Origin of the sequence: Acetobacter pasteurianus, assembly GCF_009914215.2 — a bacterium.
Classification (GTDB): Bacteria; Pseudomonadota; Alphaproteobacteria; order Acetobacterales; family Acetobacteraceae; genus Acetobacter; species Acetobacter pasteurianus.
This window is the reverse complement of the sequence record NZ_CP039846.2, coordinates 736,339-749,543: the sequence shown is the minus strand read 5'-3', so window position 1 is coordinate 749,543 and position 13,205 is coordinate 736,339. Positions and strand designations below refer to the sequence as shown.

18 protein-coding genes and 1 tRNA gene are annotated in these 13,205 nt (G+C 53.7%); 13 read left to right on the top strand and 6 right to left on the bottom strand.

The window, feature by feature from the left end:
* Positions 1–92 precede the first annotated feature (92 nt).
* The 4 genes from FCN51_RS16970 (at position 93) to FCN51_RS16955 (ending at position 2,900) form a co-directional block, all read left to right on the top strand.
* Positions 93–335, top strand: a complete 243-nt coding sequence (locus FCN51_RS16970) for a hypothetical protein (RefSeq protein ID WP_160256426.1) — start codon at positions 93–95, stop codon at positions 333–335.
* A 148-nt stretch (positions 336–483) separates the two neighbouring features.
* Positions 484–1,230 (top strand): HNH endonuclease, encoded by a 747-nt coding sequence (locus FCN51_RS16965; protein ID WP_160256425.1) that lies wholly within the window; start codon positions 484–486, stop codon positions 1,228–1,230.
* 366 nt (positions 1,231–1,596) lie between these two features.
* Positions 1,597–2,226 (top strand): hypothetical protein, encoded by a 630-nt coding sequence (locus FCN51_RS16960; protein WP_012812495.1) that lies wholly within the window; start codon positions 1,597–1,599, stop codon positions 2,224–2,226.
* A 368-nt stretch (positions 2,227–2,594) separates the two neighbouring features.
* The gene (locus FCN51_RS16955; RefSeq protein WP_160256424.1) at positions 2,595–2,900 is read left to right on the top strand and encodes a hypothetical protein; all 306 of its coding nucleotides are present in this window, start codon (positions 2,595–2,597) and stop codon (positions 2,898–2,900) included.
* A 149-nt stretch (positions 2,901–3,049) separates the two neighbouring features.
* Here the strand turns inward: FCN51_RS16955 and FCN51_RS16950 are convergent.
* Positions 3,050–3,125 (bottom strand) — tRNA-Ala (locus FCN51_RS16950).
* 69 nt (positions 3,126–3,194) lie between these two features.
* On the opposite strand from FCN51_RS16950, the gene FCN51_RS16945 reads away from it, so the two are divergent.
* Entirely contained in the window at positions 3,195–3,557 is a 363-nt protein-coding gene (locus FCN51_RS16945) for a YggT family protein (protein ID WP_003628894.1), read from the top strand.
* 6 nt (positions 3,558–3,563) lie between these two features.
* On the top strand, positions 3,564–4,010 hold the full coding sequence (locus FCN51_RS16940) for a hypothetical protein (protein ID WP_003626192.1): 447 nt from the start codon (positions 3,564–3,566) through the stop codon (positions 4,008–4,010).
* Between the two features lie 100 nt (positions 4,011–4,110).
* On the opposite strand, the gene FCN51_RS16935 is transcribed toward FCN51_RS16940, so the two are convergent.
* Positions 4,111–4,290: a hypothetical protein gene (locus tag FCN51_RS16935; protein ID WP_003626196.1), complete on the bottom strand. Its 180-nt coding sequence runs from the start codon at positions 4,288–4,290 to the stop codon at positions 4,111–4,113.
* Positions 4,291–4,554: 264 nt separating this feature from the next.
* Between FCN51_RS16935 and FCN51_RS16930 the strand changes: the two genes are divergently transcribed.
* On the top strand, positions 4,555–4,743 hold the full coding sequence (locus FCN51_RS16930) for a hypothetical protein (protein ID WP_003626200.1): 189 nt from the start codon (positions 4,555–4,557) through the stop codon (positions 4,741–4,743).
* 65 nt (positions 4,744–4,808) lie between these two features.
* On the opposite strand, the gene FCN51_RS16925 is transcribed toward FCN51_RS16930, so the two are convergent.
* The gene (locus FCN51_RS16925) at positions 4,809–5,594 is read right to left on the bottom strand and encodes a hypothetical protein (protein WP_003626202.1); all 786 of its coding nucleotides are present in this window, start codon (positions 5,592–5,594) and stop codon (positions 4,809–4,811) included.
* A gap of 31 nt (positions 5,595–5,625) precedes the next feature.
* A complete protein-coding gene (locus FCN51_RS16920; RefSeq protein WP_160256423.1) occupies positions 5,626–6,312 on the bottom strand; it encodes a YoaK family protein in 687 nt (228 codons plus the stop codon).
* A gap of 243 nt (positions 6,313–6,555) precedes the next feature.
* Here FCN51_RS16920 and FCN51_RS16915 point away from each other — a divergent pair, with 243 nt between their 5' ends.
* The 3 genes from FCN51_RS16915 to FCN51_RS16905 all read left to right on the top strand — a co-directional run bounded on the left by FCN51_RS16915 (position 6,556) and on the right by FCN51_RS16905 (position 8,528).
* Positions 6,556–7,497, top strand: a complete 942-nt coding sequence (locus tag FCN51_RS16915) for a hypothetical protein (RefSeq protein ID WP_003626210.1) — start codon at positions 6,556–6,558, stop codon at positions 7,495–7,497.
* Between the two features lie 93 nt (positions 7,498–7,590).
* Positions 7,591–7,983: a DUF805 domain-containing protein gene (locus FCN51_RS16910; RefSeq protein ID WP_160256422.1), complete on the top strand. Its 393-nt coding sequence runs from the start codon at positions 7,591–7,593 to the stop codon at positions 7,981–7,983.
* 110 nt (positions 7,984–8,093) lie between these two features.
* A complete protein-coding gene (locus FCN51_RS16905) occupies positions 8,094–8,528 on the top strand; it encodes a hypothetical protein (RefSeq protein WP_124295048.1) in 435 nt (144 codons plus the stop codon).
* Positions 8,529–8,641: 113 nt separating this feature from the next.
* Here FCN51_RS16905 and FCN51_RS16900 read toward each other — a convergent pair whose 3' ends face one another.
* Both FCN51_RS16900 and FCN51_RS16895 read right to left on the bottom strand, forming a co-directional pair.
* Positions 8,642–9,142: a CHRD domain-containing protein gene (locus FCN51_RS16900; RefSeq protein WP_003626217.1), complete on the bottom strand. Its 501-nt coding sequence runs from the start codon at positions 9,140–9,142 to the stop codon at positions 8,642–8,644.
* A 220-nt stretch (positions 9,143–9,362) separates the two neighbouring features.
* Positions 9,363–10,187 (bottom strand): META domain-containing protein, encoded by an 825-nt coding sequence (locus FCN51_RS16895; protein WP_160256421.1) that lies wholly within the window; start codon positions 10,185–10,187, stop codon positions 9,363–9,365.
* Positions 10,188–10,434: 247 nt separating this feature from the next.
* On the opposite strand from FCN51_RS16895, the gene FCN51_RS16890 reads away from it, so the two are divergent.
* The 3 genes from FCN51_RS16890 (at position 10,435) to FCN51_RS16880 (ending at position 13,148) form a co-directional block, all read left to right on the top strand.
* Entirely contained in the window at positions 10,435–11,844 is a 1,410-nt protein-coding gene (locus FCN51_RS16890; RefSeq protein WP_160256420.1) for a Hint domain-containing protein, read from the top strand.
* 257 nt (positions 11,845–12,101) lie between these two features.
* Positions 12,102–12,764 (top strand): GIY-YIG nuclease family protein, encoded by a 663-nt coding sequence (locus FCN51_RS16885; protein ID WP_003626225.1) that lies wholly within the window; start codon positions 12,102–12,104, stop codon positions 12,762–12,764.
* Between the two features lie 6 nt (positions 12,765–12,770).
* Complete coding sequence (locus tag FCN51_RS16880; RefSeq protein WP_003626226.1) at positions 12,771–13,148, top strand: hypothetical protein; 378 nt, start codon at positions 12,771–12,773, stop codon at positions 13,146–13,148.
* Positions 13,149–13,205 lie beyond the last annotated feature (57 nt).

The window sequence follows — 13,205 nt, the reverse complement described above, 5'->3', positions numbered from 1 at the left end:
GCCGCTATCTGTAGCGTTGATGCCCAGCATTGCTACGGCAGCGTGCTGCGTTCATGATGCAGCAGGAAAAAGACACAACAGGATGATTTGAGATGACTGATGATGAAGCCCGCATGCTGGTTGGCACCGAGCTAGACCCGCAAAAGCTTTATATGCAGGTTGAAGGGCTGAAAGACGTTTTAAAACTTGCCGTAAGCGGGCTGCCTCCGCAAAGTTTACAGAACTTGCGCGAAGCCCTTGAAAAAGTGTGCGCAGGCAGTGTGGAAATTCCCGGAATGGCCGAAGCATTACAAATAGTAAAAGAATATTCAGCCGAAGCATCGCACCTGCAATAAGGCGCATGAATGTATCAAACAGGCCCTATCCGTAAAGATAGAGCCTGTTTTCAAGCGCTTTTCAGGTTAGATGTTCAAGCGGATTGCGCAACAGCATATTGTTTTTGTGTATTTTATTCCTGAATAAGAAAAAGGCTTCACTGAAGGTATGGCATCAGAAACCACTAGACGTAATCCGCCTTGGACACGTGATGAAATCATTCTGGCGCTTGAGCTATATAAACAACTAAAGGGAGCCTGGCCGCGAGAAGGCGATTCAAGAGTGAGAGCCTTAAGCGAAATGTTGAATCGGTTCTGGCATGCTCAGGGTCATGAAGGATCGACACTTCGGAATGAGAACGGAGTGAAAATGAAGCTAATGAACCTCCGTGCGCATGATCCTCTATACGCAGCCAAAGCGGGCTTAAAGGCAGGAAATCGAATAGAGCGTGAAGTATGGGACAGTTTTGCCGGAGATTTTGAGCGTCTTACCGGAACTGCACATGCTATTCGATGTGCGATAGATGCAGGCTTTAATTTAGGCGTAAAAACGGCGGATAGAGAGCTATTAGAGCCTGGTGAAGTAGAGGCATCAGAAGGAGGACTTCTTACCCGTATGCATCACTTGCGGGAGCGCTCTCATAAGATTATCCAGACCAAAAAGAACGATGTCCTTCGCCGAAAAGGACGTTTAGCTTGTGAAGCCTGCGGCTTCGATTTTGGTGAAAAATACGGCGTACGTGGGGAAGGTTTTATAGAATGCCACCACATGAAGCCTCTTGCCGACTTGACGGAAACTACAATTACGAAGCTAGGTGACTTGGCGTTATTATGTGCGAATTGTCATCGTATGATCCATGCTCAACGCCCTTGGTTGACCTTAGAAGAGCTTGTGGTGCTTCTGAAAGATGTTTAGCGAGGACGCGTAAATGCGACTTGAGAGGAGTAGTGTTTTCTTTCTGGTTCAGAAAGTCCTATTACCCTTTTTAGGGATAGCTGTGTATTGGATGAAGCCAAACCGATAAATAAAATCAAGCAGCGATAATTGCGCAGGTAGTAATGTGTTTTTTGTATGAAAGGCATGCAAAAAATCCGTGAGATTTATTTTACATAAATCAACCAAAAAGAGTTGGTCGGCAAATAAATTATAATCAAAAGCGGAGGGGTGTGCCTAAAAAAAGGAATATAGGAATCTCTTAAAATAAATAAAATATGTTAAAATTGATCTTTTTTAAAATAATTATTATTTTAGAAAAGAATGTAAATGAGGTGTTGAGTAGTTATGAGATATTTTTCGAAAATTTCGGGTGCATTAATTTTATCTTTTATTTTATCTGGCTGTAGTAGTTTGCCGCCATTTAATTTTTCTGCCAAAAATATTCAGATTTCAAAAAACATTATTAAAGAGGATTTGAAATCTATTACAGTAGGCATTGCGCATCCTGATGAAAAAACTGGATCCATCGATTCAGGCACGCATCTTACATTGCCGGCCTTCAAAGAGGCATTAACTGAAGCCATAGATAAAGCAGCAATATTTAGGGATAATGCACAGACACACGTTAATCTTCAGGCAACAATTATGAAGATGGACACTCCTACATTTGGTGCAACGATGGAAACGGACATGGAGTGCCGATACAACATTGTTGATCGAGATAGTGGTAATTCTTTATTTTCAGAAAATATCGCCTCGAAAGGAAAAGTGCCCATGGGTTTCTCATGGCTAGGGGCTATTAGGGCTAGAGAATCAGCTAATCGCGCTTTCCAAAATAATATATCATTATTTATAGATAAGCTTGAAAATAGTTCGATTGCTGAAAGTCGTAATGCAGACGTAGTTCCGCAGGTAAGTAATAGTGATCAAAATAGAGTGCCGTTAAAAAATGATGTCAAATATGCAAATAATTAATGTGAGAATTATTTCCTTAACGTGGAAGTAAATTTTTCACACTGGATGCGCTCTAATTACCTTTTCTATCCGGGTTCAAAACCATTCAGGGCGGCCTATCAGAAAGCCTTGACGACTGAGCGGGAACAGGTTGGCGCATCCAGAACAATCCCACTCAGCATGAAGGCGCTTGCCATTGCGTGGAGGGCTTCCAGCCAGTTTAAGGGGCTGACTGCGGCATCACAGAAAACCTACAACAGGCTAATAGAGAGCTTTCTGGAATGGCACGGCCATAAAGCTACAGCCACGCCATATTCTGGCAATACTGGAAAGCATGAGCGAGCGATACACCCGCCCAGGCGAATGCTCTGCGTAATGTGCTGCGCCAGATGTTTCAGTACGCATTTGAACACGGCTGGCGGCAGGATAATCCGGTTAAGGATATCAAGATGCTGAAATACCGGAAAAACCCATTCCCCATCTGGTCGGAAGAGGACATTCGGATATTTGAGAACTTCTGGCCTATCGGATCACGCGCACGCCTGACGTTAGCGCGGTTTCTCTACACCGGCCAGCGGCGGAGCGATGTTATTCGCATGGGGCCTGCACGCCATCAGAAATTCAGGCCATTACCGGCCATAACACGCTCTCAGAAGTGGAGCGTTACACTAGAGAAGCTAATCAGAAACTGCTGACTGAATCTGCATGGAAAAAGCTGGGAAGCATGAGCCCAGAACGGTCTAAAAAAGGTATGAAAAAAGAGGGGGGGGTGTGAAAACTTTGTGAAGAAAGTTTTCACTTTCCACCAAAAACCCCAATAAAAACAAGGGGTTGAACAGGAGGGTGGTGGAGCTGAGGGGAATCGAACCCCTGACCTCCTCATTGCGAACGAGGCGCTCTCCCATCTGAGCTACAGCCCCGCCTGTTCCATAGATTTTTGGGTGTATAGGGCTTACCAATTTGCTGTCAAGCTGTATTGTAGGCGCCCAATGGCAGATATGCGGGCATGCCATAAGGGTGTGCCCGGTTTTTCAGCAAAGCAGGATTTGGCGTTCGTGTTTTTCGTTTTCATGCTGCTGATGCGGCTTCTGGAACTGTATAGCTGGGTGCTTCTGGCAGCCTGTATTTTTGTAAACCTGTATGCCTTTGGCATTCTGGATAGCCGCAACCAGATTGTCTGGAAAATAGGCGTGTTTCTGGAACGGATAACAGAACCCGTGCTGGCCCCCGTGCGGCGTATGCTGCCAATGCCGGGCGGCATGGACTTTAGCCCAATGGTGGTGCTGCTGATTATCCAGTATGTGCTACAGCCGGGGCTGGTCAGCCTGTTTCGTGCGCTGATGTATCATTAAATTAACGTGCGGCGGCTGGCGTTGGCCCGGTTTGTTAAAAACGGAGCAACCGCCATGCCACATCTTTTTCGCACATTGGGCCTGTTTTGCGCCACCATAGCCGCCACACCTGCTTTGGCGCAGGATACGCCGCCCGCTACGTCCGCCCAAATATACACCGGCAGCATGGCCGGTGGCCAAGGCACCCTTAAACTGGTGCAAACGGGAGATGAAACCTTTGCCGAGGTTGCTGTTGTAGGGGATACCTGCGCAGGCTCGGCCGAGGGCGCAGCCACCCGCCACGGCAACACATGGGTGGTAACAACAGACCCCGAATATAACGGCCAATCCTGCCGCATCACCTTCCGCATGGGGCCGCATGGCGTGGTCAGCAGCGAGGAACAGAACTGCGCGCCCTATCATAACGGGGCCTGTGCCTTTACCCACGCGCAACTGGCCCGCACAGCGCAGTAAGGCCGCGCTTTATACGCATGTGGGCACAAAAAAACCGCCGGGCCAATAAGGCTGCGGCGGCTTTTTTACAACATGGCAGGTCAAAACCCGCCAGCCCACATTAGTGGTGAGAAGAAGACGCGTTCGGGTCTTTTTCAATGTGGGTCAGGCTGTAGCTGCACATCACAATAACCGGAACAATAAAGGCGATAACAGCAGAGCTCATAGCTGCAACGTTCATGCCCAGGAAGTACAACATCAGATCCAGGCCCAGCAGCGCAATGCACAGAAACATGCCCATCCCAAAAACCCCTTATATAGTGTTCCGGCGGTAAAAGGGTTGCCGGGCCGGTGCCATATCCATGCATCTCAAGCCCCGCAGATTCCACCGGAATCATGCCAAATCAAAACAGCGTCACACTTACTCTTTTGCCCCGCGTGGTCAACCGCTATCTGGGCATGGCGTTGTGGCGGGTAATGCTGGTCTGCTTTTGTGCGGGTTGTGGATGGCTGTGGTGGCCCCAATGTTTAAGGTAGGCTTTACGCAAATAGGGAAAGAAATTTTATGTCTGAAAAAACAGAAAACCACACCCACCATCTGCCATCCGCCACGGATATCAGCCGTGAAATGGAGCAGGTAAAGCGGGAATACGATATTGCGCTGAAGGACCGGCCAGAACACGCAAAAGCTCTGGGTGAACGCCTGCGCAAGCTGGAAGCCCAGTTGCAGGAAGGCGCACGCGGCAAGGCCTGAAGCCCCCATAACATATCGGGCGCGGGGTATATTCCCGCCACCCGTATGGTTTTAAACGCCCGGCCTTAGTGCTGGGCGTTGCTGTTTGGGGCAGCCGTTGTGGCAGGGGTTGTTTCCTGCGCCTTGGTCGCCCAAGCGGCGGCTACGCTCTGCGGGCCTGTAAGCGTTTGCGCTGCCGGTGTGGCCTGCACCGCAGGCGTTGCGGCGGAAGATGGCGTGCCAGCAGAATCCGGCTGTGAGTTGAGAATGCGCTGCGGGGCTGGCTGTTCATAAACCGAATGCAGCGCACGCCTTTGGGCTTCTATGCTGGGTTCATGAAAAGCCGAAACCGGACCAAACCCAATCAACCTGTCATGGAACCGGTTGGTGGAGGCCACGGGGGAGCGGATGCAGCCTTTTACAACCGTAGAGCACGCGCCATCCGTGCCAATCATACGGTCATTATCGCCGCTGTAATGCAGGTCATACACACGGCCATCCACCATCCGCAGGCTGGCTACGCAGGTTTTGCCCGCACCGCCAAAGGTGGTTTGTGTCATGTTCACAAATGTCTGGAGCGGAAACAGCGAGGAATCGTTGGTGGAAGGCATGTTGACCGAGCGCACGTACTGATAAACCGTGGTGTGCTCATCTATCTTCTGCGTTTTGTCGGGAATACCCGCGCAGGCCTGTAAGTCCTCATTTGTCATGCCAATCACGGCCAACTGGCCCTTATGGGCGGTGCGGCTATCTATATATCCGCAGCCTGCCAGCGTGGGCAGCAGCACCAGCGCGGCAAGCCCGCGTGCACGATAAAACAGGGAAGCAACAGAGGCGGAAGAAGGCAGGGAGGGGCAGGGCAGAACAGTCATTACTCTTGTTCGTAAAAGGGTGGGGTGGCGTTCAGGGTGGCGCGTTATGGGCTTCGGCGCGGGCAATATCCAAATACAGCAAAACCAATAGCGGCAGGGGCCAGATAAAAGGCAGCGGCACATGCCACGCCATGGCTAGGGTGCCACACAGTGCCCCAGCCGCAAACCCCAACCAAGAAAGCCCCGGCAACAAAGCCGCCCCCGGTGGCGGGGGTTTAACAGTGCTGCCCGGCCAGCGCGCCGCCAACGATGTAGCCAGTGCCGAGGCACATTTGAGCAGATTGCTGGTGATCACAATGGTCTGGATAGCACTGCCAGAAAAGCGGGCTATCGTTTCCCCCTGCACGGCCATAAGGGCGGGCAGCAGCACAAGGGCCAGCGTGCGGTGCCACGGCGTAAGCATGGCCATTTGCGTGGCCCCCAGCAGCACGCCCACACAGGCTATGCCAATGGCCGCCTGCCAGCGCAAGCGTGCCAGAGTGGCCAGCATGGCCACCACAAAAAACGTGCCTAAAATGCCCAGCAACATCAACGCATGCGGCCAAATGCCGCCAACAAGGGCAGCGGCCAGATGGGTGGTGTTGCCTGTCATGGCAGAGGCAAACAGCCCGCCCAGATACACAAAGCCCAGCGCATCTACATACCCGGCCAGAAGGTCCAGCACCAAAATGCGCCGCGCAGAAACCCGCACGGAGGAGGAGGGAGAAAGCTCAGCCATATTCACCCTTCAGCATACAGCGCCCTTACGTAAAATCCACCCGCTGCCTTTGTGCCCGCTGCGGGGGCTAAGGGCCATTCACAGGGGCGTAAGCCTGTATCTGCACAGAAATGGGGGTGGCCGTGGGTGTGGATATCATGCATCTATGCGCAAGTTTATGCGGCATGGCCCGTGCGGCGGGCCTTGCTGGCAGGTGGGGTTTTTCCGTATTCTGCGGCCAGACCAAAGCAAGGAACAAAGTAGATGTTGGGATTCCGTCCTGTTTTTCTGGCGTTGGGGGCCTGCACTGCCCTGTTGGCCGCGCCCCCGGCGGCTTATGCGGCGGAGAAGAACCCTCATTACGGGCTGCAAATTATGAAAATGCGCCCCGGCCCAGCCCCCATGACAGCCGCCACAGCCGCCCCCGGCATTTTGGATTACGATGGCATACCCACCGTATTGGGCACAAATGCGGCCAATGTGGGCGGGCTGATGTATTTTTGCTACCACAACAAGCTGATAACAGACACCACGGTTAAAAAACTGGGGCGCGAGCTGGCGGAACTGCCAGATGTCCGGGCTTCGTCCGATTACGCATGGGGTGGCATTGGCATGCTGCGCCTTGGCCCGGACCAGATGTTTGATACCCGCACCCTGAACCGAGACCAGCGCGAGGCCGTGTGCTCCCGCACAGCCCTTATGGGGCCAGACCTGCTAAAGGCCGCCCGCAATGGTGATGCCGCACCGGGCATAGATAACCAGCGTGCCTCGGATGAAAAACCCAGATGGCCGTCTGAACCCCCGCCGCCTATCCGCGCACCAGTGGCCGCTGCTGCGGCTGTTCCGGCGGGTGTGGCTGCTACACACAGGGTTTCCGCGCCTGCGCGTGCGGTTTCTGCCCCTGTTGCGCATGTGGCGGCACCACGCCCGGCTGTATCAGCCCCGGCTTATGTGGCCCCGCGTGCCGTGGCTGCCACGCCGCATGTGGCTACACCTTCTGCGCCCGCGCCGCAGGTTGTTTCTGCGCCGCCACCGGCTGTTATGGCCCCCACACCTGCGCCAGCACCCAAGCCGGTGCCCTATACGCCGCTGCCCTCGCAGCAGGCTATTCAGGATGAAGTGGCCCAAAAGGCCGAAGCGCGGGAAGCCGCAGCACAGGCCGAATTTGCCCGTCAGGCTGCATCACAGGCAGGGGCGGTGCGGTAAATACGCGCCAACCACAGCCCAACACACAGGCAGGCCCGCTGGCAGCAATGCTGGCGGGCTTTTGCGTTGCGGGCCTTGCGGAATGGGGGATGTATGTCTGTTTTGATAGAACAGTTTAAACAAAGTTTTAAGTACACAGGCCGCCTGTCTGTTTCCGATTTTCGGAGGTGGAGCGCATGGCTGCTGCTGATATTTATACTTACATATATTGCACATTTATATGCGGTGCATGTGCTTGATAATTATGGAGGCTCTTCCATTAATGCCGTAACCAGCGTGTTTGTGTTTTATGCCGCACTTTTACTTGTATATGTGTTTCTCATGTTTGCCATTACGTCCGCTTTGATCAGGCGGCATCATGACATGGGCCGAAACGGCTGGTTTTCTGTTTTGTGGTTTGTTCCATATATAGGCGTGGGTTATTGGATTTACCTTTTATGCGCCAAAGGCACGCAAGGCCCCAATGCCTATGGGCCGCCCGCATAGCCCACACCGCTATATTCTGCCTTGGCCCACATTCCGCCACTGTTTGCAGGTTAGTGTGGTGGTGTTGAACAAAGCTACTGCCATATCTATTTGCTATAGAAGTTTGGCAGATGCCTGCCCCAAACCGGCAGGCGCTAGAAAAGACGGATAAAAGAATGCGTAAGATTGTAACCCTGGGCCTTGCAACCATTATGGCCGCCACCATTGGCACCGCCGCAAACGCCAGCGAACCGGGCGGCTGCCTGAAGTACGGCGCAGCCGGTGCCGTGGGTGGCCATATGGCCAACCATCATGGTGTGTTGGGTGCGGCGGCCGGGTGTGCTGCGGGCATGTATCGCCGTCATGAATACCGTAAGGAAGCCCGCGCCAAGGCCGCGCTGTATGATAAGGAACACCCCGGCTCAAAGGGCACCTATCAGCAGAAAGCCACGGCGTATGATGTGGAACATTCCACCACACCGGGCACCATGCAGCCCAACCAGCAGCAGCCTAATGCTGCCCCGCAGGGTGGTGAAGCCCAGCCAGAAGGCGCACAGCACCTGTAATACGCTGCGTTTTATGCCCGCTATGGGGGCCTGAAACGCAAAGCGGCCCCGCTGCCAACACCCCGGATACGGGGCAAGGCGGCGGGGCCGTTTTTTATGCGCGGGTGCTGGGCTTAGGTGTGGTTGGGGTCTGCGTGGTCTGTTTCACCATTGTAGGGAGATGTTAGCTGTGCACGGGCTTCACCCTTGGGGTAGGCGGCGGTGTGCAGGTTAAGGTACATCTTGCCATCATGCAGGGCTTTTTCCTGCTCGGCAGTTAAAATGGCGGTGCCAGAAAACGGGCTTTTAAACGGGCCTTTCAGGGTGATCATATGGTCTGCTTCCTGCCCCGGATCTGCCGGACCATGAAAATGCGCCACCGTCACCGGGCCGCTCAGCCCATCCCACGTAATGGTATAGCGCAGCTCATGCGTGGAAGGGAAAAACACCGCATCCACCTTGCCGGTGGGGTGAGATGTGGCGCTATGCTCGGTTGTAAAATCACCGCCAAAGCGTTCGCTGCGTTCAGCATGGGCGGTAGAAACCAGCGCGCTCACAGCCGCCGGAGCCACCGTAACCGCAAGCGTGACTCCCAAAGCCACCTTGCGAAACACTTTTTTGCTGGCTGAAATCATACGAAAGCGCCCTTTCAAACATAACAAAGATATCTGTGCGATATGCCTATAACGGCCCGCTTTGGCAGAGGTTCCGGCGCCATTACGCGGGCAGGGGCACGTATTTGCGCCACATGCTGCCAATATGGGGCGTGCGATAGGGTGTGTCAGGCCCGCTGCCTCTCACGCTCGCGTGAGGGGCAAAAGGCCTGACACATCCTGAAACTATTGTGCGAAAAGGTTAAAACACCTGCCGCAGGCGGATGGTTTTGCCGCCGGAGGTTTGCAGCACAAGGTGTGTGCCATCTGTTGTCCAGCCGGTTACGCTGTTCAGCAGTGAGCGGAAGGTGTTTGCAATGTCGTTCTGTTTGCCGGGGCAGGCCATTAGCGTGCTAATGCCGCCTGCGGGCATGGGCGTTACGCTGCCCTTTGGCCCAAACACCAGCCCGCCCACATAGCGGTTGCAGCCATCCGAGCCGGAAATCTTGCCTGTATCGTTAATGTCCAGCGTGGGGGCAAACATGTCTGCCGCCGGGTTGGGGTTTTCATCCGTGGCGCTGTCATCCGTATCGGGCACAAAATTGCCGCCGCGCAGCCTGCGCCCATCCATGGCGGTGACTACCCAGCGCGTATCGTTCAGGCTGTTGGGGGGCACCAGCACACCGCCGCACCCGTGCAGGGTTTTGGTGGCGGAGGTAAGGGTGACCGTATCTGTAAACACCTGCCCGGTCATGCTGTCTGTGCAGGCAGATGCGGTGAGGGCGGCTTTTACGTCCGATGCCTCATAATACCGGGTGCCGTTTTCAGAATAGGCGTGGCGGATCACGCGGGCCATGCGCGGGCCATCCGGTGTTTCAACAGAAAGCGCACCATCAGCCAATGTCATGTTCCAAAAGGGTTCGTTCCCGCGGGCTTCATACACCCCTTTGGGGCCGGTGGTGGCCACCGGGGTTTCCTTACCCTCTGGCGTGGTGGGGGTGCGGGGTTCTGCACAGCCAGCCAGCGCCGCACCCGCAGCGCACAGCGCAAAAAGGCCGGGGCGGAAAAAAGGGGCGGAAAAGCGCATGGCCGGGTGTCCTTCTACTTCAGTTGCCCCTTGGCAGCACAGGCACGCCGGGCGGTGGAAAATGCGTGCCTGTATCTGTGCCGCATAATGCCAGAACTGTTAAGGGGCATGTATGCCACAACCGGGGCGGTTCTGGGCCTTTATAGGGGGCGCTGGAGCATTTGTTCGCGTTGGGAATCATTTGACATGAAAACAAGATAAGATATACCTAACAACAAATTTTTCTAAACAATTCCTACAAGAGTTTATGGTTATGGCTACAGCATCCACTATCCCTTCATCAGGAGACTACATCCTTAACTTTGCGATCGTAGACTCAAAGGGAAACGTATCTAACATTCAAAATAGTGTTGAAGTAACATTCAATAGCAAAACCAGTTTTACAATTAATGGCACAACCTATACATATAACTATACTTGGGGCGCAAAAGGTTCCGAGCAAATCATATTGGGTGATACGGCAGGTGGGTATTTTCTATTAACAGATGCATCTGTTAATATATCAAACTATACGTATACAAATTATTCAATGGGCAACAGCTCCACGAATCATTGGCAAATCAATGGAACCGATGGAACAAGCTCATCAGTTACGTTCCAAAATCGCGATTTTGTTCCGTGCTTCCTTGCAGGCACAGAAATCTCGGTAAATGGCGCAACCCGCAAGGTTGAAGATCTGGCGGTGGGTGACCGGATTGATGTGCTTGTAAACGGCAAGACAGAGCAGAAAACCGTAACATGGGTTGGCAAATCAACCAGCGTTGCCGCGCCCTTTCTGCCGCTTGATATGGCAGGGTACCCGGTGCGCATTGTAAAGGATGCGCTGGCAGAGGGCGTGCCTTTCAAGGATATGCTGATTACCCCAGAGCACTGCCTGTATCTGAACGGCTGCTTTGTGCCGGCACGTATGCTCGTAAACGGTCAGTCCATCTTTTACGATCAGTCCTTCACGTCTTACGATTATTACCACGTTGAAACCGAAGATCACGCCATCATCACCGCAGATGGTGTTCTTACGGAAAGCTATCTGGATACCGGCAACCGGCGCAGCTTCCGCCAGAATGGTGATGTGGTGGCCATGCCCCGCTCCCGTAATCTGACATGGGATGATGCCGCAGCGCCCCTGAATGTCTCCCGCGCTTTTGTGGAGCCATTGTTCCAGCAGTTTTGCGCACGTGCACAAGGCATGGGCCTGCCGCTGCGCACAGAAGCACCGGTTGTGACACATGAAAGCAACCTGTATCTGACAGCAGGCAATGGCCGTGTGATCCGCCCACTGCGGACGGAAAAAAACCACACGCTGTTCATGATCCCCGCTGGTATTGAAACGGTTTATATCCACTCCAACACCAGCCGCCGGAATGAGGCGATAGGGCCATTTGTAGATGACCGCCGCACTCTGGGCGTTCTGGTGGGGAATGCCAGCATTTGCCACGGCAACACAACGCGCACCCTCACATCCTATCTGCATGATGAAGATCTGGCAGGGTGGAACAATGTGGAATTTTACCCCATGCGCTGGACAGTGGGGAATGCCTGCCTGCCTCTGGGCGACAGAGAACCGGGAATGGTAGCGCTGCTCGCGCTCCAGATTCTGGAAGCAGGTCCTTATATTGTCAGCAATGTAGAGCCGGAAGAAACCGCCCTGCGGGCCTGATGGCATCACCCTGCTCCATATTTTGGGGCAGGGTTTTTTATACAGTACTCTATTCCAGCCTTTGGTTGCCCGTGCGCTCAAAACTGGGGTGTTGGCCCCTTGAGCGCACGCTCTGCCTTTCACAACAGGCAGAAAACACCCATTCCAAACCGCAGCCGCAAGCCACATAATGCCTAAGGGCAGCCGTGCATGTGCCCCGGTTGCATGCCTATGCACAGTATGGGAGGAGAAGGGCAGACCTTACCAAAGGATGCCCCATGCCCCAGCCCAGCGGATATGACCCCGAAGAAACTGCCGAAATTGGCACAGATGCCGGTTATGTTTATGTGCTGACAAACCCGGTTATGCCGGATTTGATAAAAATAGGCATTGCGCGGGATGTGGCCGCCCGCATGCGTTCCTTGTATCAATCTGGCGTGCCGGTGCCGTTTGAATGTTTTTATGCCAAGCACGTAGCCAGTTGTCGGCAGGTGGAAGCTGCGCTGCACAAGGCGTTTGACCCCCACAGAGTTAATGCCAGCCGTGAGTTCTTTCGGCTGGACCCCGAATGTGCCCGCGCCATTCTGGATGTGATACCTGGTGAGGAACTGGATCTTTCAGAAGATGCCGGTGCACAAGATGAAAACGATGTGGCTGCCCTAAACAGGGAACAGCGCCGGGCAGAGCGGTTTAACTTTGGTATGGTGGATATTCGCCCTGGCGCGGTGCTGACATGGGTGCGAGACCCTTCCATAACCTGCACTGTATATAATGACAGGCAGGTGGTGTTTGAGGGCAATGTTGTTAGCCTTTCCGATGCAGCCAAAACATTGGCCGCACGGGCGGGATCTCAAAAGGTGGCGTTCCGTGGGCCACTTTATTGGAAGTATCAGGGTAAAACCTTGCAGGAATGGCGCACAGAGCGTGAAGATGCAGAATAGAGAAGCATGAAAATACAGGGTTACAACTTTTTTTGCGATATGCCGGATGATGCGCGCTACCTGCGCCGCGCCCAGCCGGATGAGCGGTTTATTGAAGAAAACATGATCTTCATTTTGCCAGACAGGCTGCGCAAGTTTCGGCGCAATTTGTGGCATGTACGGCGCAACCCCGGCCCGGTGCATATTTATGTGCCGCTGTTCAGGGTGGAAACATTGTTGGAGAGTGACCCCCTGCCGCCAGAATACGGCCCCCCGCAGGATGTGTTTCCGTTTTACACCCACACCACCCGCAGGCGCGGCCGCGCACTGGATTACTACGTACTGTTTATCTTTAGGGATAAGGAATCCTACGTGCGGTGCAACGCCGCCTTGCCCGTGCCATAGCGGCGCAGGGGCAGCCCCATGCAGCATGTGCTGCGCTCAGTCACACAACAGGAGTTT